The organism is Chelatococcus sp. HY11, assembly GCF_018398335.1.
Lineage (GTDB): Bacteria > Pseudomonadota > Alphaproteobacteria > Rhizobiales > Beijerinckiaceae > Chelatococcus.
Window position 1 is genome coordinate 4314972 of record NZ_JAHBRX010000001.1, and the last position, 21649, is coordinate 4336620.

The following is a 21649-nucleotide window of genomic DNA, read 5'->3' on the forward strand; positions in this document are numbered from 1 at the left end:
CTCACTTGCCTTTAGAGGCATAGCGCTGCATCGCCTCAATCAGCGAAGCCATGTTCTGGCGCGCCACAAAGATGCGCTGCTCCCCCATGTGCTGGCAGTCTTGGACTAGCGTGAACCCCTCTGTGTACACTTCGATCGCGATCGATTGCTGATGAGGCAGAATCTCGGTCTGCCCGCTGTCCGTGCTCATGTGAAATCCTTTGCTAGGATGCTTGCTGGACTGGCACCGGCTCGATGCCTTCAACCCACGCGCGGGCGCGGCGGTCGTTGATCTCTTCTTCGTAGGCAAGCACGACACGCTCCCGCTCAACGATGCGGGCCTGTAGCTGCTCGACCTGCCATCGAAGGGTCAGGATCTCGCGGCGCGCGCGTTCGGCGTCGGTGATCTTCGGATCAGATGCCCATGTTCCGGCCGCCGTCGAGATAGCCGCGTTCATGGCATCGCCAAGGGTGACGAATTCGCCTTCACGCGCGTGGCGCGCGTTGTGACACGGGGCCGCCATCAGGCGGTTACCCCGATCTCAGCACCGGGCGCGTCAAAGACGTCCGGGCAAAGTCTCCACTTTGGTATTGAGCCGTTGGTCGCTCGGTGTATGGCAGCAGCCAAGCGAGGCGACACGCGGCCCGCACGCTTTGCCTTCCAGATGGCAGCCTGCGACACGCCGCAAGCTAGTGCCAGCTTTGATTCTGAGCCCCGTATCGCGATGGCGGCGCGGATAAGTTCGTCCTGTTTCATGTCGGCCGTTAACCACTACTTTGAGTTTCGGTTTCCACAACTACCATATTCCGATATCGGTACGCAACTGGCTGTTGTAAAGGTTGTCGCCATGAAGTGGTTCGAGAAAATCCGCGAGCGCCGTATGGAGCTTGGCCTGTCGCAGGCCGAGCTTGCGCGGAAGGTGCGCATGTCGCAGGCATCGATCGACAAGATCGAGCGGGGGCGGGTTGAGCGTCCGAGGAAGCTCCCCGACCTCGTTGCTGTGCTCGGTATCGATCCGAAGGATATTGAAGCAGGGGGCGCCGAGTGGTTCGGCTTGGTGGCCCCGGCCTACCAACCAGGGCCTCCGGTGCATTCGGTCCCTTCGGGATCGATACCGGTCTTCGCCGCCGATGCAGAATTCGTCGCGCTACCCGCGCCACTGGATCGCGCAATAGAATTTATACCAGCATCACCGGGGATTCCCGCGCTTCCGGACGCCTATGCGTTGATGGTGGTCAGCGATGAAATGTTTCCTGCTTACCGAGCCGGCGACATAATCCTTATAAATCCTCGGCTTCCGCCCATCAGAGGCACCGACGTCGCCGTCTACGCGCGAGCGCACGGGAAACAGTCGTACAGCGCTATCATCGCCCGGTTTGAGAGACCGAGACAAGACGCTTACGTCTTGCATCAGTATAATCGGCCGAATGAAGACGAGGAAGATGAGGCGGACGATATGCGGCCTCTGATGGGCCTCACGTTCCCGGTCTTGAAGGCAAATGTGATAGCGGTCCACCGCGTAGTGGCGCGCATTATTCGATAGTGACGTAATTTGGTTGTTGACTATTAACCACCTTTGGATTTAAAACTTCTCCATCGCCACCCGATGGAGGCCGCCTTGTTCTCTCCCCAAACGATCACCGATGAGCCCACGCCAGCCGGCATCGGCCATCGGGAGCTTTGCTACCGCTACGCCGCCTTCCTGCATTCGGAGCTGCGCATGCTCCAGTACGAGATGGGGCTCGGGCGGTTCGTCCCGGCTGACAGTGTCGTCTTCGACGTCACCGAGCAGACGCCACCGAGTACCAGGGCGCTGGACGTTCTCTCCACGGCCGGTGTGTCTCTGGAGCCAGCGGAAGACTGGGATTTCGCGGATGCGCCGCTATGACCGGCCGCGATCAGACGCTCGCGAGCCTCTATGAAAAGCTCTCGCGCGAGCTTGCGACATTCGAGAGCAACCCGGACATGTCCGATGATGAGGGTGACGCGATCATGGGTCGGGTCCACGTCCTTGAGAAGGCGATCGTCAAAGAGCCGGCCGACACAATGAGCGGCTTCATGATCAAGCTGGCTGCCTTCGAGGAAGATATCGCAGAGCAGCTGAATGGCAGCGGCCTGCCGGAGCTGTTCTTCGCCGACCTCTGCAGAACTGTCCGTCGGCTTCACGGACAGGGTTTCGCTCCCCAAACGTAGCCTTGGTAAGTGTTTCCAACCCGACAAGCTGTCGCGAAGGAAACACATACCGCCAACCCGAATAAATGCTTCCCTCGCGACAACGTTGCCGCGACGCCAACACTTAAGGGCATATAGATGAGCCGAGGTCCGGGCCGAATTGAGCAGGCCATCGCCAAGACATTTGAGGACCACCAGGAAGAGACATTCGACGTCGAGGAGCTCGCACGCATCGTCTATCCCGGCATCAACCGAATTGAAAAGAAGCACCGCGTAGCCGTGCTCAGGGCCGCGCGTAAGGTCGCTTGGCGGATGAACTGGTCATACTGGTACCAGGAGGTCCCGAGCGCGCCCGCCGTGTTCGGCAACTTGCTAAATGTCAGATCCTACGGCCTCGCCATGGTCAGGTCGCAATATCGCTGGCGGCCGACCACGCTGGACCAGCACCGCGCACGCGTCGACGATCCGAAATCACACGATTCCCGATGGGCGTGGATCCAGCCGGGCGGTTCGTGGTGGCTCCACGTCGAGATCAACAAGGCCAAGGCCAACGGCGACGACGATCGCGCGGCCGATCTCAAGCGGCAGCTTAACCGGAGCCTTGTCCCGCAATTCATCCGTGCTGGCCTACGCCCGCCACCCGAGATCATGGAGAACGCAAAGTGAGTAGATCCCGGCCATACCACGGCAGGGCGCCACTGACCCGCTCTTGCGGCCGGCCGATCGATCCCGCTGTTCTGGAACTCGCACGAGCCCTTGCGCGGGCGGATGCCAGACGCGAATATGCCAACCAGCGAGAGCAAGCAGAACGAGCGCACCAAGCTGATGGGACAGGCAAGTAGACACGCAGCAATCTACGCGCGTTTTTCCAGCGATCTTCAGAAGGACCGCTCGATTGACGATCAGATTTCGCTTGCCAGGGCGTATTGCTCACGAAATGGGCTGTCCGTTGTCCGGGAATATTCCGACCGAGCTCGGTCCGGCGCCTCGCTGTTCGGCCGCGAGGGGCTCGAAGCCCTTATGCGCGACGCGAAAGGCGGGCTGTTCGATGTCGTCGTGGTTGAGGCACTAGACCGCCTGTCGCGAGACCAGGAAGATCTGGCAGGGATCTGGAAGCGCCTTCGTTTCATCGGCGTCGAGGTGGTGGCGGTGCACGAGGGCACGGCCGACGCGGTGCAGATCGGAGTGCGGGGCCTATTGGGCTCACTCTTTCTTGCGGATCTTGCCCATAAGGTTCGGCGGGGCCAATCTGGAATCGTGCGTGAAGGTCGCCATGCTGGTGGAAAAGCTTATGGATATCGCCCTGTTGCCGGCAAGCCAGGCGAGATGGAAATCGTACCGGATGAAGCGGACGTGGTGCGCCGCATTTTCACCGAGTATGCAGGAGGCAGGACGCCGCGCGACATTGCCGCCGGGCTCAACCGAGATCGCATAGCGCCGCCGCGTGGGCAGGTATGGAACGCCTCGACGATCAACGGCAACATGGCCCGTGGCTACGGCATCATCTTGAACGATATCTATGCCGGTAAGCTCGTTTGGAACCGGGTCCGAATGATTAAGGACCCCGACACTGGCAAGCGTGTCTCCAGGCCAAACCCTGAAAGCGAATGGCTCACGGCTGACGTGCCTCACTTGCGCATCGTGGAACAGGATCTTGTCGACGTTGCGCGGACACGAAAGCTGAAACGGTCCCATACACCAGCATCTCACAGACAGAAGCCAAAGCATCTCCTGTCCGGCCTGCTTAAGTGTGGGGAATGCGGATCCGGTATGCGTGTCCATGACAAGGACCGAGGGCGCCTTAGGGTGCGCTGCTCGCGCCACGTCGAAAGCGGTTCGTGCACAAATGGCCGCCGCTACTATGCCGACATAATCGAGAAGACCGTTGTCGAAGGCCTACGCGATGAAATGCGTGATCCACAGGTGATCGCGGAGTACGTCGCCACCTTCCACGCCGAGATGAAGAGGCTTTCCGCTTCCAGCCGGCGCAACCGGTCCGCCATCGAGCGAAAGCTTGGCGAGACCAAACGAGCGATGGACAGGATCATAGACGCTATCGCCGATGGATCTGTGCCGGCGGCGATGGTGTCGGACAGGTTGAGGGACCTGGAGGCTGACAAGCGGCGCTTTGAAGCTGACCTCGCCTTGGCCGACCAGGAAGACCAGGTGATCGCTCTGCACCCTGGCGTCCTGTCACGCTATGGCCAGCACCTCGACGACTTGGCGGCCAGCCTTGCCACCTCACTTCGGGATGATGAGGCCGGGCTTGAAGCGTTTCGATCATTAGTGGATAGCGTCGTAGTGCAGCCAAGCCGCCCCGGTGAGAACCTAACTGTCGATATCAAAGGAAGGCTATCAGCGTTGCTGGAACGCGATGTGTTCCCATCTGTTCGCGTTGCGGGGGTGCAGATGGTAGCGGAGGAGGGACTCGAACCCCCGACACGCGGATTATGATGCAACTATAAGTACTTATTCTTCAACGGCTTGATATAGACGTGTTGCACGCGTGTTGCATCAGCCGATCAACTTGCTTTCAACATTCTGGAGTACCGCGCGATCCTCGTCCAGGGTTGAGATCGCATAAGCGTATATTTGCATCGTCGTCGAGATATTGGCGTGCCCTAGCATTCTCTGCAATGCTTTCACGTCCATTCCCTCGCGCGCCAGGAGCGCTGCCGCGGAATGGCGGAGCGCGTGCAGCCCAAATTTGCCCTTCGCGACCTTGATCGGGTTCCCGTCCTTGTCCTCTCCGTCGACATATCGAACGACACGCGCGAGGACCTGTACGGGGCCTATCACGCGATTCGTCCAGTTGGCCAAGCTCTCTACCTTGCCCGCGCCGGTCGGGAAAACGAGATCGTCGTCCTTCTTGAAGGTGCTCCGCATCTTGTGCTCACGGAGCAAGGCGACAACCCCCGGCGTCAACGGGATGTCCCGAATTGCGGCAGCGGTCTTGGGAGCCCCTATAGCGTTGTATCGGTCGGCACGCTGGCGAATGTGCATCGCTCCGGCCTTCAGATCCACATCTTGCCAGCGAAGGCCGCGCAGCTCCGAAGCTCGGGCGCCGCTGAATAGGGCCGTGAAGATGAGGGCCCTGTGCGCCTCTGGAGCCACCTTGAGAATCGCTTTCAGCTCCGCTTGCGTCGGCCACTGCTTGGCTTCCTGGCCGCGTCGGGTTGAAGAGAGCTTCACCTCGCGCACGGGATTATAAGCGATCAACCCGCGCCGGGCGGCTTCGCTCACAATTGCTCCCAAGCTCGCGAGGATCTTCTTTTGCAGGGCAAGCGATCGGCCTTCGCGGAGGTTGTCGGCAAAGGAGTGCACCCCGGGGATTGTGAGCTTCGCGAGCTTGGTGCCACCGATCAGCGGCTTTATGTGAAGGTCAACGTGCTGCCGGTATTGTGCGGTTGTGGATGCCTCCAGGCCTTTCCGTTCGGCACGCTCAAGCCAGAGATCAGCTACCTCGCTGATCGTCAGGGAATCGCTTTCCGCGACGTGTAGCCCGAGTTGTACCTCCCGCTTTGCCTTCGTGAGCCAGGCGTCGGCGTCCTTTCGGCGATCGAACTGCTTCGCTCGCCTCTTGCCGCCAACGTCTCGGTAGTCTGCCAGCCAGCGGATTTCACCGCTGGGCAGGGTTCGCTTTCGGATTGTTGCCATCGTACCCCCTTGAAAAATATTGATGTGATGAGGGAGAAAGCAGGGTATCTAGATTTTATCGGGAACGATAGCAGAAAAAGCGCTTGACGTTCATCTGCGATGATTGCATATAAAAAGGACCGAAGCGATGGCACTCCTAACCGAACTTGTGAAGGCGATCGCAACGGTTGAGGGAATTGAAGAATCGTTCGTAACTGGCGTGGCCCGCTACCTTCGGGAGGCAGGGCTTATTAGCCAGGCTGGGCGCGGGCGTGGCGCGGCTAAGATGACCTATGCTGATGCCACGGCTTTACTTATTGGGGTGAATGCAACCTCAATGGCTAAGGATGCAGAGAATGTGGTTTCTGCATTTCGATCGCTTACTCGCACTTCCGAGAGTAATATTAAATCGGGCAATATCAGTATCAGCTCTTCCATCCCATTAAACGCGTCTTTTAGCAGTGCTCTTGAGCGTTTACTGATGATGGCGACGCCAAAGGCCGGCGATCCATTCCATTTTAATGAGCTTCAGCAGCAAATGAACAGCTCTTCTGAATGGCAAGGTGTGCCTACTTATGATGAAGTTGTCGAAATCACAGACAGGACATCGCTCATTGAAGTGGAATTCGAGCGACCTATAGCTAAGGCGTCGATTTGGCACTTGGCACGGGAAAGCGGCCATAGCGATCTCAATGAATATCGGCGTGGTTACGTCGTGAAGGATAAGCTTATTTTTGAATGTGCACGAAGCGACATTCAATTACACCGATCTGACCGCAGAGATACGTCATCATTTACGAACAAGACTATCTTTGCTGTCGTAGCAGCCCTGCTGAAATAAGCCATAGGTGAAGTAATGGAACATGACACACCGCGCCGCGATGGTGCGAACGGCGGAGCTTTGCCCGCGCTGAGCGATGACCTGCTCAACGGTGCCAAGGCAATCGCACAATTCATGTACGGGGAAGCGACGATCACGGCACAGAGGCGTGTCTATCACGCGGCTGAACACCTTGGAATGCCGACGTTTCGTATCGGAAAGACGATCTGCTCACGCCGCTCGACAATCCTCCGGTGGATCGAAGAGCAAGAACGCCGGTCGTCGGCGGCATGAGGCTCATGTGGCCGATGATCCGTCCTCGACGGCCTCTTTCACGAGCTGGAAGCTCGATATCCTGAACGGAATGGCATGCGATGACCGGATCACGGCCGTTCAATTCCGTATAGCATTCCGGGTAATGCAGGCCATCAACTCCGAAACCCGCATCGGGATCATCGGAGACGATACGATCCGGGATGAAGTTCCGGGGTGCAAGAGCCGCTTCACCTGCAACGAGACCCGCAAGCAATTGTCGCTTCTCGGCTGGTGGACCGTAGAGCCAGGACGCGGCGGAAAAGCCTCCCGATACCGCTTCAGCGATGCGCCGATAAACGCCATCCTGGACCGTCTTATAGAGGCACGCGACAAACGAATGGAGGGGCGTAAGGCTCGTCGACTGGCCCCCCAGATGAGAAAAGACGCGGTCCCATTACCACGTCCCAAGCGATCAGTAGACGTGGTTGTAGAACCACGTCCTAACAGAAGAGACGTGGTCCTAGAACCACGTAAGCCGAGGGGGGATGTGGTTGTAGAACCACCTTGCAACGTGGTCCTAGAACCACGTGTACACCTTATAGGTACACCTTCACTTTCAGAGCTACCAGTGGAGAATAGAGCTATGGCGCACGCACGCGCGAGGACGATTACGCCACTCCCTCCTCAAGGCAACGACGCGGGCCAGCAGCTCGCGCTTCTCGCAGGAGATGGCAGCTTCAATCGTGGCATGGACCTTTGCATGAAGCTCACGAGCTTCCGGGCCTGGCGACAGCGACTGGCTGAGCAAGGGCTGACTGAGGATGAGGTTTCCGAATTCCTGCAGGAGATCGAGAGGGCGGCTTGATGGCGAACGTCCATACATTTCGAAAGTCGGATGTCCCGGGTAATGACGAGGCGATCAACCGGCAGGATATCGTCAGGAGCCTCCATGACGCTCTGAATGGAGCACTGCGAGGGATCGATCAAATACCGATCTTTATGCGCGAAGCGTTCAAGCACCGCGTCTGGGAATGTGACCGGATCTTCGCAGGCGGCACGAAGCAGCCACCTATCAGCTTCCATGAGTTCGTCCACCTTCCATATCCTGTTGGCCTCGAAAGCACCTATGACACCGTCCGCCGCTTCCTCGTGACCGACGCTGCAACGCTGGCGTTGTGGGATAAGGCCGTGGCTGGGGTGCGGAAGCAAGGTGCCCGGACCGACCTCGTTGACAATGTACACGATGTCTCAACATCGCGCCCTGCCGGCAACTCCTCCCAATCCGCCATCCGCCGCCTCCGCAAAGCTTCCGAGTCCGGCGATGCCAAAGCGGTGGACCTTCTCGCCAAGGTCGAAGCTGGCGATGTGAAGCCAAACCGCGCTGCTATCGAGATGGGATGGCGGTCGAAGACAATCACCGTCGTCGATGACGCTGAGAAGATCCTGGACGAAGCGATCAAGCGGATCGGCCGTGTTGGCTGCATTGAGAAAATCGCCACTGGCATGACCACTGCCGAGCGTGATGTTATTGGCGAGACACTCACCGTTAAGCTGGTCGAAGATCTCAAGAAAAAGCTGAAAGCGGCAAATGATGCGGTCGAGAAAGCCCGCGACAAGAGAAGTAAGATCGAAGGTGATCTCGCGGTCACTCAGCGGATGTTGGCAGATGCCCGCGAGGATCGCGATAGATTTAGGAACGATCTTTCGGAGGCTCAGAGCAAAATCGCTTACCTAGAGCGCCTTCACCACGCCGGCCGGTAGTGGCGCTGTGGCAGTTCTTTCCGTGCCTCAGGGGCCTTCGGAGGCCTCCCACGTTTTGGGCGTGCTCTCAAGTTCTCCGGCGCTGAGAGCGTGCGAAGGTCGAGAAATTCCCCGTAACGGCTCACGAATTGCCTGACGCCTTCGGGGTCCCATGCGAGCTTGCCCATGGTCTTGATGGGCGCCGGTATGAGCCCGCGCTTCACAGCCAGGCGAAGCGACGCAGCGCACATCCCCGTTGCGATAGTGACGCGCCAAGTTGGCCAAACGACCGCTGTGGATAATTCATCGCTCTTTGCAGATGGTAGCATGTTTTCGCAATTCATCGCAGGTGGTATCAAATAATCGACAAGCGTAAATCAGGTGATGTCGGGCATATTTGCTTGACGAATGGAAAGATGGTACCGGATTTATTCAGCGAATCAGGCTGGATTTAATTTCAGTGAAATGGTTTTGGCAGAAAAATAGACCGAACGAGCAGCGATCGCTTGCGACGCCGTCTCCTTTGCTGCTCGAAATATTCGGCTCCAAGCCGACCGCCGCAGGAGTGTCCGTCTCTGCCACGACAGCCTTGCGCAGCCCGACCACGCTCGCGGCCTGCCGTGCTATTTCTGAATCGGTCGGATCTCTGCCATTTCACCTATTCCGTCGCGGCAACAGCGGAGCCCGAGAGCGAGACACGGATCATCCTGCTGCCGCGCTTCTGGCTGGCGATTGGTGCCCGTGGGCCGGCGGCGTTGAGACGCGCACCGCGCTCCAGCTCGACGGGCTTCTCCATGGCGCAGGCTATGCGCTTGTCATCCGCGTGAATGGACAGCCACGCGAGCTTCACCGGCTCATCCCTACCAGCGTGACCCGAGACACCACAGGGCCGGAGCCGCGCTTCCGCGTGCAGGACGGCAGCGTAGAGAAAATCTACCGTTGGCAGGATATCCTCTACCTGCCGACCCCTGGCAGCGCCGATGGCCGGCTCGTTTGCCTGATCGATCTCTGTCGCGAGGCCATCGCGCTTGATCTGGTGATGGCGGAACACCAAGCGCGCATCTTTGCGAACGGTGGCAGGCCGTCAGGTATTCTGAGCTTGCCCGGCAGTCTCGCCGGGGCTGCTGTTGAGCGCATTAGAAAGTCCTGGAAAAAGGCCTTCGGCGGGGAGCGTAGCGGCGACACAGCGGTTCTAGAGGCTGGGATCGACTTTAAGCCGCTCACATTCAGCAGCGTCGATCTCCAGTTCATTGATCTGCGCCGGCTAGCCGTTCAAGAGATCGCCCGCGCCTTCAAGGTGCCGGGCACCCTGATTGGCGATCTCGACCGCGCGACCTGGCGCAACGTCGAAGAGCTGATGCGCCAGTACATTCAGACCTGCCTGATGCCTTGGACAGAGATTTGGCAGTCGGCCTTGGAGCGCGCGCTTCTGACGCAGGAAGAACGCAGCGAGCTCTTCGTCGAGGCCGTCTTTGACGACATGTTGCGCGGCGACCTTGCAGCCCGCTTTACGGCCTATCGGCAGGCCAGCGGCGGGAGCTGGCTGACGCCGAACGAAATTCGCAGCTTCGACAATCGCCCGCCTATCGCTGGCGGCGATGAACTGATCCGGCAAGCCGGACAGGGCGGCGCGACCGAGCCGGAAGGAGCCGCAGCATGACACGCGAAACCCCTGACTTGTTAGCATCGGAGGTTCGCTTCGCTGTCGACGAGGCCGCGGGCACGCTTGAAGGCTATGCGGTCGTGTGGGACGATCATGTTCCGACTTTCAACGAAACCGTGCGGCGGGGTGCCTTCAGTCGCTCCCTTGTCGAGCACGGCCGGGCCGGCACCCGGCCGGTCATGTTGTGGGCGCACAATCCCCGCGAAATCGTCGGCGTGTGGACATCGGTCTCCGAAGACGAACGCGGCCTGAAGGTCGTGGGCCGGCTGATCACCGAGACGAGCCGCGGCGCGGAGGCGCGGGCCCTGCTGCTGGCTGGCGGTCTGTCCGGCCTCTCGATCGGCTTCTCTGTCCGCAAGGCTGAGCGCGACACACGAGGCGTCCGCGTCATCACGGATGCGGACCTCGCAGAGATCTCCCTCGTTGCTTTCCCCGCCTCGCCACGAGCGCGGGTCGTGTCCGTGCGAAGCGCGGGCGCAGCGGCCTTGACCGAGGCGGCCCGCCGCGCCGCACTTTCCATCAGGGGAACGACACGATGAAGCATATGCTTCCTCTTGAACTGCGATCGGCTGATCCGATCGAAACGCGCAACGAAGGCGGCGATGACATCGCTGCTGCCGTCCAGGCTGTCGATGAGCTCCGGTCCGCTGTCGACCAGCACCGGACCACCACGGACCAGCGCATCACGACCGAGTTGCGCAGCATCACCGAGCGGCTGGACGCGATCGACCTGCGCACCCAGCGCCCGGGCGGTGGCACCGCGACGACGGACGCCGCGGCCGCAGAGGTCCGGGAGGCCTTCGGAACCTATATCCGCCTTGGCAACCAGACCCCTGCCGAGGAGCTGCGCGCGCTCACTGTTTCGTCAGATCCGCAGGCCGGCTATCTGGCGCCGCCGGAGACGGTGAACGAGTTCATCCGTGACCTCGTGGAGTTCTCACCGATCCGTTCTGTGGCCTCGGTGCGCACCACCTCAGCACCCTCAGTCCGATATCCGCGCCGCGCCTCGATCACGTCAGCCCAATGGGAAGACGAATTGGAGGAGAGCGAGGAATCGACGGTCGGCTTCGGCATGCTGGAAGTGCCGGCCCACAAGCTCACAACCCACATTGATATCTCGAATGAGTTGCTGAGCGATAGCGCAGGGCAGGCTGAAGCGGAAGTGCGCCTCGCCCTTGCGGAGGATTTCGGCAGGGCGGAAGCACAGGCCTACGTCAACGGCAGCGGCTCCAAGCAGCCCGAAGGCCTGATGACGAATGCTGAGATCCAGCACACGGTGAACGGCAGCGCGACGGCAGTCAGCCCGGACAAGCTGATTGAACCGCTCTACGCGCTTCCGCCCTCCTATCGTAATGCACCTGGCGCCCGATGGGCGATGAACGGCAATACGCTTGCGGCTGTTCGCCAGCTTAGGGACGGCGCCGGCCTTTACCTCTGGCAGCCGAGTTACCAGGCGGGCCAGCCCGAAATGCTGCTCGGCAAGCCGGTGCTCGAAATGGTCGACCTGCCCGACATTGGCGCCGGCAAGTTTCCGATCATCTTTGGCGACTTCAGCGCGTACCGCATCATCGACCGGCTGAGCCTGTCGGTTCTGTCGGACCCCTACACGCAAGCGCGCCGGGGCGTCACGCGCATCCATGCGACGCGGCGCACGGGAGGCCGCGTGCTCCAGGCGGCGCGCTTCCGCAAGCTCAAGACGGCCACGAGCTGAGCCCCAGCACAGAAAGGACACCACGACAATGATGCGCGATCTTGCATCGAATATCGCTGTGCGGCCGGTCATCGTGCCAGCAGCCAACGCCGACCTCGGCAGCACGCCGTTGGTCGGAACCGTCATCGATGGGCTGGGCTTCAATAGCCTGGTCTACGCCATCGTCCTCGGCACTCTGTCGGACGCTGACGCCAGCTATACCGTCGCGATCGAAGAATCAGACGCCGCCGGCACCGGCTTCACGGCGGTTGACGACAAGTATTTGACCGGGACCGAGGCGGTGGCCGGCTTCGACTTCACCGACGATGGCGAAACCCGGAAGCTCGGATACCGAGGTTCCAAGCGCTACACGCGCCTCACCATCACGCCGACCGGCGCCGACAGCGGCAACAGCCCGATTGCGGCCATTGCGATCCTCGGCAACCCTGCTGTCGCTCCTGTCACCTGATCAGCCTGCGCTCCCATGAGGGCGGGCCGGGGCGTCCAATAACGATAGGCGGGATCGGCGCGCGGGCAAAGTTCTTGAGCCGTCAATCTCACCATCCCCGGCAATTGATTTCAGTGGTGGAGCCATGAAGCGCACGCCGAAAATCTGTTCATGCGGCCGTCTCCTCGCACCTGGCGCGGTGTGCCAGTGCCGGGCCGCGCGGAAGCGTGACGCGGATGCACGGCGGCCGAATGCGCGGCAGCGCGGCTATGACGGCGAATGGCAGGCGGTGCGCGCTCTGTTCCTTGCTGCTCATCCCATGTGCTGCCAGCCCGGCTGCACGGCGCGGGCGACCGAGGTTGATCACGTCATCAGCGTGCGGCAGCGACCTGACTTGAGGCTTTCATGGTCGAACCTGAGGCCGTTCTGCAAGCCGCATCATTCCGCTCGCACTGCCCGTGAGCAAGCTTTCGGGCGAGGAACACGATAATGGCCATTGCCCTTTCCAGCCTCCGGGTTTCAGCTGATCTGGACGCCAGCGGCTATGCCCGCGGGATGAAAGAGAAGACCGACGCTGATGCGGCGGGCGTGCGATCCTCCCAGCAAGTTGGGCAGGCCCTGGCGCAGCAAGACGCAGCATTGGGCAAGGCCGACAAGACTGTTTCCAGCCTCAGCCGCCAGTACATCGAGGGCTATTCCAAAGCCTCGCAGATGGAAAAGGCGATCAAGCAGCTCGGTTCCGCGCTGGATCGCGGGGCAATATCGGGCGAACGTGCTGAAGCGACCTATGCAGGCATCACCCGGAAATATGGCACGATGGCCAACGCGGCGGCGATCGCGTCCCGTGGTCATACTCAGCTCGCCAGCGTCGTCACCACGGTGAATGCGCGCCTCGCTGTGCAGGCAGGATCTGCCGATGCGGCATCGGCGGCCCTGTCGCGGTCGGCTGAGCGCACGCGGGCCGCAGCCGCGGCAAACGACAACATCGGCCGGAGCTTCAATCAGGTATTGATGGCTGCTCAGGCTGCGGTGCCCGGGCTCGATCGCTTCAGCATGGGCCTATCCGGCATTGGCGGGCTTGTCGGTGGTGTGGCGGCAGTTGCCGGGGCGGTTGCGGTCGCCGGTGGCGCAATTGCTGCCGCTGGTGACCAGTACACGCGATACGGCAACCTGTTGCAGGCGGCGGGCGTATCTGCTCAGCAGCTTGGCGACCGCCAACAGATGCTCGTCGACCTGGCGCTGAACACCCGCACCGCGCTCGAGCCGACCGTGACCTTGTATGCCGGCCTGTCGCGCTCGACCCAGGAGCTCGGCAAGACGCAGCAGGACGTTGCGCGCGCTACCGAGACAATCAACAAGGCCTTCAAGCTTGGCGGCGTGTCGGCGGAATCAGCGGCGGGCGCAATCCTCCAGCTTAACCAGGCGATGGCGGCCGGCGCCTTGCGCGGTGATGAGCTGAACAGCGTGCTTGAAGGTGCGCCACCGCTCGCCCGGCTGATCGCCAAGGAATTCGGCGTCGGCATTGGCGAGTTGAAGAAGCTCGGGGAGGAAGGCCGTCTCTCCGCTTCCCGCGTCTTCGACGCGATTGTGAAGGGCTCCGATGACATTGACAGCGCCTTCCGTGGCAGCAAGGTCACGATGAAGGATGCTGCCACCAATGGTGTTACCGCCTTCACCGAACTTGGCGCGGCGCTCGACCAGGTGCTTGGCATCTCGGCAAGCGTGGCGGGCGCCCTGTCCGCGATAGCCAATGAAGTCCATCGGATTGCGGCAGGCGTCAGGGCGATGCCTGGCGATATTGAGCTGAAGAAAATCCAGGGGCTTCTCAACCAGGCGAAGGAATCACAATCGCCGGCCGGCCGTGTCACGCAGGGCCTCGCGGCAGCGGGCGGCCTCTGGGGTGCTGATCTCTCAGGTGCGCAGGCCGCGGCTGAAGCTGATCGCCTTATTCAGCAACGTATTCGCGGCATGCTTGGCGTGCTTCCGGAGGTGAAGGATTTCCGCAGGGAGCTTGAGGAGCTGCCGACTAAGACCATCGATGCTATAGCCCGCCCGACTGAAGGCCTCGACGACATCAGCCGGAATATCGACCGCACCTTTGCTCCGATCAAGAAGCTTGCCGATGCCAATCGGGAGCTTGAGAAGACCAGTCAGGATGCTGTCCGCAACGGGTTGCGGCCGTTCGATCGGGCTGTATCGGATGCCCAAAAGAGCCTTGAGGCCCGCAAGAAGACGGCCGATGAGATGCGGGCCGCGGGCGTCGCTGAGGCTGACGTCAATATTTACCTAGCCAAGAGCCAGAAAACCTACGCTCAAGAGGTGGCGAACGCCACGGCGGCGGCAGCCAAGAGCGGATCGGCCCGTTCGGCCGCCAATCGTACAACCTCGGATTCCTACGACCGGCTTCTTGATCGGCTGCATAAGAGCAATGCCGATATGCAGATCGAGCTTGCGACGATCGGCGCTAGCACCGAAGAGGTGCTGAAGCTCAAGACCGCCCGAGAATTGGAGCGGGAGGCGATTGCCAGCAAGCGGCCCCTCACGGCGGACATGCTTCGCCAGATCGATGAAGAGGCCGGCCGTTATGCCCGGCTGAAGACTGAGATTGACGAAACCCGCCGCGCTCAGGACGCGCTCAACGATGCGCAGAATGCTCTCGGTGAGATGGGTGTGGACATTCTCAAGAGCCTCACTCAGGGCGCCGGCTCATTCGCCGAAGCCTTGGGCCGCGCCAGTTCCTCGCTTCAGGACATGCTGATCAACGCTGCCTTTATCGGTCAAGGCCCGCTCGCTGGCCTCTTTGGCATGCAGGCGAACCAGCAGGGGCAGACGGGCGGCGTCTTCGGCATGCTGATGGGCAATGACATCAAGGCCTTCCGCTCGGCTGTCTCCGACGGGACCCGGGCCGGACTGAAGGGCTTTGCCAATGATGCGGCGTCGAGCGGCGACGGCAGCAATCCTGCCTTCTCACTGTTCGGCATGTCCGGCAAGCAGCTCCTGCAAGGTGTGGTCGGCGTCGCTGCAATAGCTAGTTCGTACAGCATGGGACAACAGGCCGGCTCACCCATGATGGGAGCGGCCTCCGGCGCCTTGTCCGGTGGCCTGGGCGGCGCCTCACTCGCAACCGCGATCTTGGGCGCGAGCGCAATGGCGGGGCCGGTTGGATGGGCGATCGCCGGCGCGGCAGCGCTCATTGGAGGCGGTGCCGGTGCCTATGGCGGCCCAACTCAAAGAAAGAAGGATCGAGACCATGTCCGCGCTCAATATCGTCGTGAGTACGCAGCGCGCCTGGCTGCTTAGCGACTCCTCCATATACGATGCTGAAGGCGTCCTCACCAGATTCGACCGGAAGGCCATTCCCATTGAGAGTTGGAATGGTGTGGTTTCTTCGCGCGGTCATATATGGGGCATCGTCGCTGCCTTTGTTGTAGCTGAGCGTTTTCCGTCCTTCGATGCCTTCATTGCGCAGAGCGCGCCGCTCATCGAGCGGGAGCACCGCGCCGCCGTGCAGCGCGGCGAGTTACATGGGCAGACGATCATTAGCATCAGGGCCCTTGGATGGAGCGAACAAGTCGACAGGCCGCGCTCGTATACCCTGACATCGCCAAGCCCGCTCAGCGAAGACCCTTCCTATGTGTGGATTGATGACCTCGACGGCGACGTGAGCGGATATGTCTTTGGCCCGGGCCTGTCGTTGGCTGATGACTGGCGCCTCCATCGCGAGGGGCTGGAGCCGGGTAAAGACTGGCAGCCCGAAATCTTCGATCCGGTCCGGCACGGCATCCCGTTGATGGAAGCCCAGCGGCGCCAGCTCACGGCCCCTCGCGTCTTCCCGCGCCCCTTCCATTGCGTCGGCGGTGAGATCTGGTGTTCGACCGTTACGCGCGAGGGCGTGGAGCAAGAGGTCATCCACGAATGGCCTGACGAAGTCGGATTGCCGATTGAGCCCGAGGCCGACACCAAGGCCGCCCGCCTTCCTATCGTCGCACCGTCCTTCGTCAAGCGGAAGGATGAGGCGCTCTGGATCGAGCAATATCGACGCGGTGAGATCGGGCCGGACCTCTTGCCGCCCCGCCCCGCTGCCGCCCCGCTCAACCGCCAGCAGCGCCGCGCATTGGCGAGGGCCGGCCGATGAGCAGCGCCGCGCTTCGTCTGATCCGGGCCGCCGGCCGTGAGCATGGCCGGCAGGTTGCCGTCTTCGTCATGCGCCATTGCATTGCCGAGCGCCCGCCTAAAGAGTGGGATGTTCACCTCAAGGCGTTCTGGGAGGTGCACACCTGCATCGAGATGCCCAAGAAGGTGGCTGCGCTGAAGGAGCTCGGCGCCACCGACGATGAAACGCAGGCCTTCTGCGATGCCTCCTTCCGCGCTCTCACGAACACCATCGACAAGACGGCTGCCATGCTTGCCGAGGTCAATGTCAAGGCCAAGGCGGGGGGAGGTCAGAAACTTTGCGAAGGGGGGCAGGGACCGGCGGGGGGCTCTCGCGTGGGACACCCGGATGATTTTCCCTCGGCAGGATAAGGAAAAAATGAAGGCCATGGACGGGCTCACGTTGCTCACGCCGCCATCTGGCGAGGTCGTCGGCATCGACGAAATCAAGGCTCACCTCGACATCAAGAACGATGCGCGGGCGGATTTACTCGCCTCGCTCGCCAAAGCGGCGACCGCGAGCCTCGACGGTATCGGCGGCCTTCTCGGTCGCGCGTTGCTGCCCCAGCGGTGGCGGCTCGACCTCGATTGCTTCCCCTGTGAGATCATTTTGCCGCTGCCGCCGATCAAGGCGGTGGAAAGCGTCAGCTATGTGCCGCCCTCGGGCGGTATCAACGCCACCCTGCCGACAAGCGAATATCAGGTGATCGGCAGCGACAAGGCGCGGATTATTCCCGCCTTTGGCCATCAATGGCCGGCAACGCGATGTTATCCCGCATCGGTGTCCGTCACCTTTGAGTGCGGCTACGCCGATGCCGCGGCCGTGCCGGAGCCTATCCGCGAGGCGATCCTGCTCATGGTGGGGCAGCTCTACCTGCTTGCCGACAAGAGCGCGGACATGCGGAGCAGTGAAATCGACGGCGTGGGAAAGTGGGAATATTTGGATCCGCGTACGGTATCGAACATGTCGCGGGACATCGTGAATTCCCTTCTCATGCCCTATCGGCAGATGGCTTTCTGAGGGGCGGGGATGGCGAAGGTTGTCGCGTTGAGAGGCCGCAAGCGGAAGGGGCCGCCGCCACCGGCCTGGCTTACCGATGAGGTCGCGCGCACCGAGTGGCTGAAGCTCGCGGCGGGCCTCGCTGAGCGGGGCATTCTCACCGACGTGACGGAAACGACCTTCGCGGAATATTGCAGCACGGTCGCACTGATCCGGCGCATGGATGAGGCTTTGCAGAGCGAGCCGCTCATGATCACGGGCCGGGATGGCATTCCCAAGCCGCATCCGCTGATCGGCGGGCGCAACAAGGCTTCCGCTCAAATGCTCCAGCTTGGCAAGCGGCTCGGCATCATCGGCAATGGCGATGCCAGCCCGCCAAAGGCCGGCAAGGGCGATCCCTATAGCTCACTGGGGATCGAATGATGACGGCGCCGGCATGGGTATTCGACGATAGCCCGATTCCTGACCCTGACGGCAGGGCTGCGCGCGTGCTCACCTTCTCTGAGCTTCTGCGGCACCCGAAATCGGAGGCCGCGGGGCAGCGGCTGGTGCTCACGCGCTGGCAGCGGCGTATCTTGAGCCGGATCTATGGTCCGTCCGATGACGCGGGCCGGCGCCAGGTGCGCACCGTGTTCCTGATGCTGCCGCGCGGCAACCGCAAGACCTCGCTCGCCAGCGTGATCGCCCTGGCGCATACTATTGGTCCGGAGCAGGTGCCGGCCGGGCAGGTTATTTCGGCCGCCTCCGATCGGTCGCAGGCCCGCATTGCCTTCGACGAGGCCAAGGAATCGGTGCTTCTCGACGAGCGCATTCATAAAGCCTGCCGCGTCCGCGACACGAAAAGCCGGATCGAGCACCCGAAATCCCGATCGGTCTATCAGGCCATCAGCGCGGACGGCGATGCGCAGCACGGCAAGACGCCAACCGTGGTGCTCGCGGACGAGGTGCATGTGTGGAAGGGCTATGAGCTCTGGAGCGCCCTGAAAACCGGCCTCTCGAAGGTGCCCGGCAGCCTTCTCATCGTCACCACGACCATGGGACCCGAGGAGGGCGTCAACCCGCTGTTCGATGAGCTCTACGCCTATGCGTTGAAAGTCGCGGCCGGTGAGATCGATGATCCATCCTTCCTCCCGATTCTCTTCTCGGCTCCCGATCATCTCGCTTGGGATGACGAAGAGGGCTGGCGCCTTGCCAATCCCGGCCTAGTCGAAGGCGATTTCCCCGACCTGCCATCCCTGCATGACGAGGTGCGCCTTGCTCGTGAGATCCCGCGCATGCGGATCGAATTCGAGCGGCTCCACCTCAACCGGCGGCCGAAGACGAGCGCCACGGGCGGCTTGATCGATATGGCGGTGTTCGATGAATGCCGCGAGGCGATCGATCCCGCCGACCTGGAGGGCGAAGCTTGTTGGATCGGGCTCGACATGAGCCGGACCTACGACCTCACCGCCATCGTCGTCTGCTTCCGCCGCGGGGAAGACTTCCTCATCCTGCCGTTTCCGATCCTGCCGGAAACAGCGTTGCGCAAGCGCCAGGCTGAAACCAGCCTGCCTATGCGCCAATGGGAGAGAGACCAGCATCTCACCGTGCTACCCGGCGATATCATCGGGGATGACGCGATCGAGGCGAAGCTTCGCGAGCTGAATGCGCTCTACGACGTGCAAAGCATCGCCTATGATCCGAAATTCGCGGTGCGCCTGGCCTCCCGGCTCGCTGAGGATGACCTTCCCATGGTGGAGTTTCCCCAGCTTCGCAGCTTGCTGGGACCGGCCTATGCCATCCTGCAACGCCTCTTCATCGCCCGCCGCATTCGCCATGACGGCTCCCCCGTTCTCCGCTGGAACATACAGAGCGCCCATGTCGATATCTCGGACGGCACCTCGCTGCCCTTCATCCGCAAGACCAAAAGCAAGGGTTCGGTTGACCTCATCGTGGCGGCGGCCATGGCCGTGTCGCAGGCTGAGGCGGGCGAGAGCAACGCCTTGCGCATCTATGAGACTGAGCGCCCGGACGGGCTGCTATTCCTATGAGGTCGCCCATGCTCCCGCTTCACGAGCGCAGCTTTCGCCGGCCGGAGGTTGCCGCAATCCTTGGCGTGACTGAGCCCGTGGTCGGGCATCTCGTGCGTATTGCTCTCGATCCTGGCGAGGGGCAAGGCCGCTATCGTCGCTATAGCTTCCGGGAGCTCGTGCAACTGGCGGTGACGCGGGCTCTATCCCGCTCGGAGATCTCGCCAGCCGGCGCCGGCAAGGCCGTTATCGAGACGATCGCGGCCATCATCAGCATTCACCACCTCGAGCAAGGCCAAGCCCTGCGCCTCTATGACCTCAGCCGGCCGCTTTGGGTGGCGCTTGCCATGGGCCGCGATGGTGACGCGGAGGTGATCCATATCGATGCCAGCCGCTCGCTCGACGCATTCGATGAGCTGCCGACCGTCAGCGTTCTTCTCGACGTGGCCCGCCTCGGGCGTTGGCTTGCGGAGAGGATCGCGCTGATGGACGAGCGCAGGGCCGCGTGAGGCACGGAACGCAATTCTACGTTCCGTGTGCGATATCAAGGGCTTGCCCGTGAGCGCAATTTTGCGCCGTTCGAAATCAATGACTTGCAGCCACCCTTTGACGCGGCTCATACCGTTTTGTCGTTCCGGATGAAGTTGACGCCGGCTTTCCCGAAGGTTGAGTGATTTTCTTCGCCACCTTCATGAGCGGACCGCTCACGCGCATGGAATGCCCGGACACGGCGCCTTGCGCGTACACTTCCACCAACACGTTCGCATCACGAACGATTTTAGCCTTAACGACTCGGACAAGGCTAAAATCAAGATCGTGGCGATACATCCAGTGAGCGACCTCAGCCCAATCCCAAAGCGGGCTCTCCGTCGTGACGCGTGCAACTGGGGGAGGAAAGTTAGACCCCCGCTTGCCCGTGGTGTAATGAGAAACAGCGCTTCGCGTGAGGCTCGCGCGACTAGCAATTTCTGATGTACTTACTAAGTTGTCGGGCTCAATGCGTTCCGCTCGCGCGCCTGCTTTCATTACATCCCTTATTGCCGTGATCACGGCAGAAATAAATGTCTTAGCTTCTCTCGAAAAATCGAGAACAATAGCCCCTTTTTGAATTGATATAGTCGCGTCACCGCAGCCAGCCTCATAAAAGCGGTCCTCGAAATCCGCTGCTTCCGGATCGAGGCCAGAGGCGATGATAGTGAATTCATGCGTTTGCATCGTCCCCCTCCTCATGGTCACATTTATCAACGGTGCGTTTAATGGCCTTAGCGTGATTGAATGGGTTCGTTGGCGTCGAATAGACAGAAATCCGGCATCCCTCTCTTGTGGCGTGTGCACAGAAAAGCCTACCCCAACAGTGATTTTCGCCTTTTACGAACCGCCATCCTTTGCCCTCGGCATAAGCAACAGCTTCCTCAACGTGCTTGTCAGGATGTCGTGGCCGTTTCGCCATGTTATAACCGATGCCCCCCGGTGTGTAAACATATGTCAACACGTAGCACGCTGCATAAATGGTCGCAGCGTGCGATCCCTCACCCGTCGTTCTCCGCGCTCAGCTCGTCCGGCTTCAGGCCTTCCGCCGAATGCGCGATGCGCTGCCGCGCGGCGGCGAGCTGGAGATGATAATCAGCTGCCAATGGGGCGCTTAGCGTCGTTTCCAGATCGCACACCATAGCCGAGAGAACACGGCGTTCAGCGTCACCTGCCACATGGCTGAGCTCTCGCCTATCTAAAACCTGGCTGAGAAATTCAAAGAGAACCAACGCCTCATCCGATGTCAGTGCTAGGTGCACGGATGGCCCAGGCTGATCTCCATTGGTCATGCGTCGCTCCTCAGCCTCACCCCTGGCCCGCCTGTCGATGTCTCCCCGTCAGCGAGGAAGACGACGCCAGCGGCCTCAAGGGCATGGCGAATAGCGTCAACGGTGCGCTCTTTGAGTTCCTCGCCCGCTTCCAAACGGGTGATGGTGTTCGTGCTGACCTTCGCGAGGTCGGCTAGCTCTCGAACGCCTAGACCAAGGCCGGCGCGTGCCATCTTGCATTGAGCTGGTGTCATTTCGCTACCTTATCATATTTTCGACTTTACG

General features: G+C 61.1%; 28 protein-coding genes. 21 read left to right on the plus strand and 7 right to left on the minus strand.

Annotated features, from left to right (window positions below; genetic code table 11):
- Window position 1: 1 nt before the first annotated feature.
- Genes KIO74_RS19675 through KIO74_RS32705 form a run of 3 tightly spaced genes read right to left on the minus strand, consistent with a single transcriptional unit; the run spans window position 2 to window position 661 of the window.
- Window positions 2-190 carry a hypothetical protein gene (locus KIO74_RS19675; RefSeq protein WP_213333525.1) on the minus strand — a complete coding sequence of 63 codons (189 nt, stop codon included), beginning with the start codon at window positions 188-190 and terminating at the stop codon, window positions 2-4.
- Between the two features lie 13 nt (window positions 191-203).
- Window positions 204-503, minus strand: coding sequence for a hypothetical protein (locus tag KIO74_RS19680; RefSeq protein WP_213333526.1), 300 nt, complete (start codon window positions 501-503; stop codon window positions 204-206).
- Window positions 503-661, minus strand: coding sequence for a hypothetical protein (locus tag KIO74_RS32705; RefSeq protein ID WP_363317692.1), 159 nt, complete (start codon window positions 659-661; stop codon window positions 503-505). The genes KIO74_RS19680 and KIO74_RS32705 overlap by 1 nt, the downstream gene beginning before the upstream one ends.
- Between KIO74_RS32705 and KIO74_RS19690 the strand changes: the two genes are divergently transcribed.
- The 5 genes from KIO74_RS19690 to KIO74_RS19710 all read left to right on the plus strand — a co-directional run bounded on the left by KIO74_RS19690 (window position 594) and on the right by KIO74_RS19710 (window position 4606).
- Window positions 594-1523, plus strand: a complete 930-nt coding sequence (locus KIO74_RS19690; protein WP_249731076.1) for a helix-turn-helix domain-containing protein — start codon at window positions 594-596, stop codon at window positions 1521-1523. The genes KIO74_RS32705 and KIO74_RS19690 overlap by 68 nt on opposite strands.
- Before the next feature lie 75 nt (window positions 1524-1598).
- A complete protein-coding gene (locus KIO74_RS19695) occupies window positions 1599-1868 on the plus strand; it encodes a hypothetical protein (RefSeq protein ID WP_213333529.1) in 270 nt (89 codons plus the stop codon).
- Window positions 1865-2173, plus strand: coding sequence for a hypothetical protein (locus KIO74_RS19700; protein ID WP_213333530.1), 309 nt, complete (start codon window positions 1865-1867; stop codon window positions 2171-2173). Before KIO74_RS19695 ends, KIO74_RS19700 begins: the two co-directional genes overlap by 4 nt.
- Before the next feature lie 117 nt (window positions 2174-2290).
- Window positions 2291-2818, plus strand: a complete 528-nt coding sequence (locus KIO74_RS19705) for a hypothetical protein (RefSeq protein ID WP_213333531.1) — start codon at window positions 2291-2293, stop codon at window positions 2816-2818.
- Window positions 2819-2935: 117 nt separating this feature from the next.
- A complete protein-coding gene (locus KIO74_RS19710; protein ID WP_249731077.1) occupies window positions 2936-4606 on the plus strand; it encodes a recombinase family protein in 1671 nt (556 codons plus the stop codon).
- Window positions 4607-4666: 60 nt separating this feature from the next.
- On the opposite strand, the gene KIO74_RS19715 is transcribed toward KIO74_RS19710, so the two are convergent.
- A complete protein-coding gene (locus KIO74_RS19715; RefSeq protein WP_213333532.1) occupies window positions 4667-5809 on the minus strand; it encodes a tyrosine-type recombinase/integrase in 1143 nt (380 codons plus the stop codon).
- Between the two features lie 127 nt (window positions 5810-5936).
- On the opposite strand from KIO74_RS19715, the gene KIO74_RS19720 reads away from it, so the two are divergent.
- From KIO74_RS19720 to KIO74_RS19795, 16 genes are all read left to right on the plus strand, one after another.
- Window positions 5937-6629: a hypothetical protein gene (locus KIO74_RS19720; protein WP_213333533.1), complete on the plus strand. Its 693-nt coding sequence runs from the start codon at window positions 5937-5939 to the stop codon at window positions 6627-6629.
- 15 nt (window positions 6630-6644) lie between these two features.
- On the plus strand, window positions 6645-6902 hold the full coding sequence (locus KIO74_RS19725) for a DNA-binding protein (protein WP_213333534.1): 258 nt from the start codon (window positions 6645-6647) through the stop codon (window positions 6900-6902).
- A 604-nt stretch (window positions 6903-7506) separates the two neighbouring features.
- Window positions 7507-7728, plus strand: coding sequence for a hypothetical protein (locus KIO74_RS19730; protein WP_213333535.1), 222 nt, complete (start codon window positions 7507-7509; stop codon window positions 7726-7728).
- The gene (locus KIO74_RS19735; RefSeq protein WP_213333536.1) at window positions 7728-8624 is read left to right on the plus strand and encodes a hypothetical protein; all 897 of its coding nucleotides are present in this window, start codon (window positions 7728-7730) and stop codon (window positions 8622-8624) included. The genes KIO74_RS19730 and KIO74_RS19735 overlap by 1 nt, the downstream gene beginning before the upstream one ends.
- A gap of 544 nt (window positions 8625-9168) precedes the next feature.
- Entirely contained in the window at window positions 9169-10263 is a 1095-nt protein-coding gene (locus KIO74_RS19740) for a phage portal protein (RefSeq protein ID WP_213333537.1), read from the plus strand.
- Window positions 10260-10805 (plus strand): HK97 family phage prohead protease, encoded by a 546-nt coding sequence (locus KIO74_RS19745; RefSeq protein ID WP_213333538.1) that lies wholly within the window; start codon window positions 10260-10262, stop codon window positions 10803-10805. The genes KIO74_RS19740 and KIO74_RS19745 overlap by 4 nt, the downstream gene beginning before the upstream one ends.
- Window positions 10802-11977, plus strand: a complete 1176-nt coding sequence (locus KIO74_RS19750; protein ID WP_213333539.1) for a phage major capsid protein — start codon at window positions 10802-10804, stop codon at window positions 11975-11977. The genes KIO74_RS19745 and KIO74_RS19750 overlap by 4 nt, the downstream gene beginning before the upstream one ends.
- Before the next feature lie 28 nt (window positions 11978-12005).
- Entirely contained in the window at window positions 12006-12425 is a 420-nt protein-coding gene (locus KIO74_RS19755) for a hypothetical protein (protein WP_213333540.1), read from the plus strand.
- Between the two features lie 298 nt (window positions 12426-12723).
- A complete protein-coding gene (locus KIO74_RS31925) occupies window positions 12724-12894 on the plus strand; it encodes an HNH endonuclease signature motif containing protein (RefSeq protein WP_249731399.1) in 171 nt (56 codons plus the stop codon).
- On the plus strand, window positions 12894-15704 hold the full coding sequence (locus KIO74_RS19765) for a tape measure protein (RefSeq protein ID WP_213333542.1): 2811 nt from the start codon (window positions 12894-12896) through the stop codon (window positions 15702-15704). The genes KIO74_RS31925 and KIO74_RS19765 overlap by 1 nt, the downstream gene beginning before the upstream one ends.
- The gene (locus tag KIO74_RS19770; protein ID WP_249731078.1) at window positions 15655-16539 is read left to right on the plus strand and encodes a hypothetical protein; all 885 of its coding nucleotides are present in this window, start codon (window positions 15655-15657) and stop codon (window positions 16537-16539) included. The genes KIO74_RS19765 and KIO74_RS19770 overlap by 50 nt, the downstream gene beginning before the upstream one ends.
- Window positions 16536-16928 carry a hypothetical protein gene (locus KIO74_RS19775; RefSeq protein ID WP_213333543.1) on the plus strand — a complete coding sequence of 131 codons (393 nt, stop codon included), beginning with the start codon at window positions 16536-16538 and terminating at the stop codon, window positions 16926-16928. The genes KIO74_RS19770 and KIO74_RS19775 overlap by 4 nt, the downstream gene beginning before the upstream one ends.
- A gap of 7 nt (window positions 16929-16935) precedes the next feature.
- Complete coding sequence (locus KIO74_RS19780) at window positions 16936-17577, plus strand: head-tail connector protein (RefSeq protein WP_213333544.1); 642 nt, start codon at window positions 16936-16938, stop codon at window positions 17575-17577.
- A gap of 9 nt (window positions 17578-17586) precedes the next feature.
- Entirely contained in the window at window positions 17587-17979 is a 393-nt protein-coding gene (locus tag KIO74_RS19785; RefSeq protein ID WP_213333545.1) for a phage terminase small subunit P27 family, read from the plus strand.
- Complete coding sequence (locus tag KIO74_RS19790; protein ID WP_213333546.1) at window positions 17979-19586, plus strand: terminase large subunit; 1608 nt, start codon at window positions 17979-17981, stop codon at window positions 19584-19586. The genes KIO74_RS19785 and KIO74_RS19790 overlap by 1 nt, the downstream gene beginning before the upstream one ends.
- 8 nt (window positions 19587-19594) lie before the next feature.
- Window positions 19595-20074 (plus strand): hypothetical protein, encoded by a 480-nt coding sequence (locus tag KIO74_RS19795; protein ID WP_213333547.1) that lies wholly within the window; start codon window positions 19595-19597, stop codon window positions 20072-20074.
- Window positions 20075-20150: 76 nt separating this feature from the next.
- Here the strand turns inward: KIO74_RS19795 and KIO74_RS19800 are convergent, their stop codons facing one another.
- The 3 genes from KIO74_RS19800 to KIO74_RS19810 all read right to left on the minus strand — a co-directional run bounded on the left by KIO74_RS19800 (window position 20151) and on the right by KIO74_RS19810 (window position 21618).
- Complete coding sequence (locus KIO74_RS19800) at window positions 20151-20780, minus strand: hypothetical protein (protein ID WP_213333548.1); 630 nt, start codon at window positions 20778-20780, stop codon at window positions 20151-20153.
- Between the two features lie 314 nt (window positions 20781-21094).
- Window positions 21095-21385 carry a hypothetical protein gene (locus KIO74_RS19805; protein ID WP_213333549.1) on the minus strand — a complete coding sequence of 97 codons (291 nt, stop codon included), beginning with the start codon at window positions 21383-21385 and terminating at the stop codon, window positions 21095-21097.
- Window positions 21382-21618 (minus strand): helix-turn-helix domain-containing protein, encoded by a 237-nt coding sequence (locus tag KIO74_RS19810; protein WP_213333550.1) that lies wholly within the window; start codon window positions 21616-21618, stop codon window positions 21382-21384. The genes KIO74_RS19805 and KIO74_RS19810 overlap by 4 nt, the downstream gene beginning before the upstream one ends.
- Window positions 21619-21649: the final 31 nt, after the last annotated feature.